This window comes from Deltaproteobacteria bacterium GWC2_65_14 (genome assembly GCA_001797615.1).
GTDB lineage: Bacteria > Desulfobacterota > Deferrimicrobia > Deferrimicrobiales > Deferrimicrobiaceae > GWC2-65-14.
Genome location: MGPV01000004.1, coordinates 59,713 through 62,679, shown reverse-complemented (window position 1 = coordinate 62,679; position 2,967 = coordinate 59,713). Strand labels below are relative to the sequence as shown.

General features: G+C 71.3%; 1 protein-coding gene and 1 pseudogene (1 of these 2 only partly in view). Both read left to right on the top strand.

Going from position 1 to position 2,967, the window contains the following annotated elements:
- Positions 1-285 precede the first annotated feature (285 nt).
- Positions 286-2,529 (top strand): hypothetical protein, encoded by a 2,244-nt coding sequence (locus A2X88_03170; protein ID OGP35774.1) that lies wholly within the window; start codon positions 286-288, stop codon positions 2,527-2,529.
- 97 nt (positions 2,530-2,626) lie between these two features.
- A pseudogene (locus A2X88_03165) lies at positions 2,627-2,967 on the top strand (hypothetical protein); it runs 616 nt beyond the window's last position.

Sequence of the window (2,967 nt, the reverse complement as noted above, 5' to 3'; positions counted from 1 at the left end):
GGGGCTGCGTTCGTGGCTCGCCTTGGAGGACCCACGCAAGGCTGCGCTTTACCTCACTCCGCCCACCCTCCTGCGGCAGCTCCGCCGGCAGGCGGGGACCCGCAGCGATGCGGGGGGGGTCGACGAGGCGGCCTGTGGAGCGAGGTGCAAGGTCCGGCGAGCGGAACGGCAGCGAGCGGGCGAAGATCGCGAGCGAAGCCGAGGGGACCCTCCCCCGCGAGCCAGGGTCCCCGGTCTCCGCCGCTCTCCCGACGAGGCGCACCGGCGCGTCGCGGGGAGGCGGGCATGAGCCTTATTGAGAACGTCCCCGCGCGGTTGACCGGGTGGGTGCTCGACCTCTTTCCCGAACGGGAGGGGATGGAGCTCTGGTTCCGCACGGCGGAGGGCGCCACCGTCACCCTCGTCTCCCCCTTCCTCCCCTCCTTCGCCGTGGCGGGCCGCGGCGTGCGGGAGGCCGCCGTCCGGGCCGCCGCGGGAAGGTGGCGGTGCGCCGTCGCGCCGGGCGAGGGGATCGAGTTCTTCTCCGGGAAGACGGTTCCCGCCTGGACGATCGTCGTCCCCTCCCCCGCCCTCCTGCGGGCGACGGTCCGGAAGGCGGAAACCGCGTTCGGCACGGAGGCGCTGTTCAACGCCGACATCGCCCCGGAGCAGCAGTTCGCGTACGCCACCGGGCTCTTCCCGCTCGCCCGGGCGGACGCGGAGCGCGCGGCGGACGGCAGGCTCCTCTCCTGGAGCATCCTCGACTCCCCGCGGGAGGTCGATCCCCTCCTCCCCGACCTTTCGGCGGCCCGTCTTGCGGTCGAGGGGACGGGGCACCCGGCGCACGGCCGGACGAGGCCCCTTCTCTTCACGGCGGAGGGGGAAACCCACGAGCTGCTCTGGGAGGACGGGGAGGGGTTCCTCCGGGAGCTCTCCCGGCTGCTCCGGGCGGCCGACCCCGACCTGCTGGTGACCGAGTACGGCGACGACCACATCCTGCCGCGGGTCCTCGCCCTCGCCGGGCGGCGCGGGGTCCCGCTCCCCCTGGGGCGCATCCCGGAGGAGGCCGGCGTGCGGCGTTCCCGGGAACGCTCCTACCTCTCCTACGGGCGGACGGTCTTCCGGGCCGCACCGCATACCTTCCGGGGGCGCTGGCATATCGACGCCCGGAATTCGTTTCTCTTCGGGGAGACCGGCCTGCCCGGCCTCATCGAACTCGCCCGCCTCTCCGGCATCCCGCTGCAGCGGCTGGCCCGCTCCTCGCCGGGGACCGCCATCTCGGCGATGCAGGTCGCGGCCGCGCTCTCGCGGGGGATCCTCGTCCCCTACAAGAAGCGGGAGCCGGAACGCTTCAAGACGGGGATGGAGCTCGTGGTCACCGACAAGGGGGGGCTCACCTACCTGCCCCGCCCCGGGTTGCACGAAAACGTCGGGGAGCTCGACTTCGCCTCGATGTACCCCTCGCTCATGGACCGGTACAACCTTTCCCCGGAGACGATCCGCTGCCGCTGCTGCCGCCCCGGCCTCCCGGTCCCGGAGATCGGCTCCCACTCCTGCTCCCGCCGCCGCGGGCTGATCCCCGAGGTCCTCGCCCCCGTCCTCGAAAAGCGCCGGCTTCTCAAGGAACGGCAGAGGTCGGCCGCCTCGGAAGAGGAGCGGGACCGGTTCCGGAAGCGGCAGACGGCGCTCAAGTGGATCCTCGTCGTCTGCTTCGGATTTCTCGGGTACAAGAACGCCCGGTTCGGCCGGATCGAGGCGCACGAGGCGGTCACCGCCTGGGGGCGGGAGAAGCTGCTCTCCGCGAAGGAGATCGCCGAGCGGGAGCGGTTCTCCTTCCTGCACGGGCTGACCGACGCCGTGTGGGTCGCGCGGGCGGGCGCGACGGCGGAAGAGTACCGCCACCTGGCGAACGCGATCACGGCGGAGACCGGGATGCCGATCGCGCTGGAGGGGGTCTACCGCTGGATCGCCTTCCTCCCGTCGAAGCGCAATCCCGCGGTCGCCGTCCCGAACCGGTTCGTCGGGGCCTTCTCCGACGGAACGCTCAAGGTTCGCGGGATCGCGCTGCGCCGCTCCGACACTCCGCCGTTCATCGCCCGCTTCCAGGCGCTGCTGCTGGAGCGGATGGCGGCGGCGCGGGATCTTTCCGCCCTGCGCGCGATGCTGCCCGAGCTGCGGGAAGCGGCCGGGGCGGCGGCGGCCGAACTGCGCGAGGGACGCGTCCCGCCGGAGGAGCTGGCGGTCGCGCGGCGTCTCTCGAAGGCGCCCGAGCGGTACGTCGCCGACACGGCCGCGGCGGGGGTCACCCGGGAGCTGTGCGGCCGGGGAGTGGCGCTGCGCCCCGGCTCGAAGATCCGGTACCTGCTGACGTCCGGGGGAGGGCGCCCGGGCGGATCCGGAAGCGCGGCGAAGCAGCAGGGCCGGGCGATGGGGTTCCTCGACGGCAGCGAATCGCCCGACCTGGCGAAGTACGAGGAGATGCTGCGGGAGGCGGAGGAAGAGGTGCTTGGGCCGCTGCGGCTTCGGGGCGTCGCTCAAACCGATTCTTGAGCCGGCAACCGCACAGGAGACTTCGTGGAGGGCTTATCCTAATATCTAAGGTAGGCAGGCCGCGGGAACGGTCGGCACTTGGCGAATTGGCGGAAAGATGCCCATGCCCGAAACCAGCATCATCCTGGCAACCTACAACAACCTCTACGAGACTACCATCCCCTGCATGGATAGCATCTTCCAGCACACCGAAAACGAGGACTACGAGGTCATCGTTGTAGACAACAACTCCTCGGACGGGACGTCGACCTACCTGACGGAACGGGCCCGCCGGGAGCCGCGCCTGCGCTGCGTACTGAACACGGTCAACCGCGGCTTCGCCGGAGGGAACAACGACGGCATCAGGGTCGCATCGGGAAGTGTCCTGGTGCTGCTGAACAACGATACCCAGGTCAGCGAGGGCTGGCTTGCCGGGCTCCGTACATCCCTCCAGCAGGA

What these genes read in the sequence shown, in the direction of transcription:
- A2X88_03170 (OGP35774.1), top strand. Translation starts at nt 286, where the DNA reads ATGAGCCTTATTGAGAACGTCCCCGCGCGGTTGACCGGGTGGGTGCTC.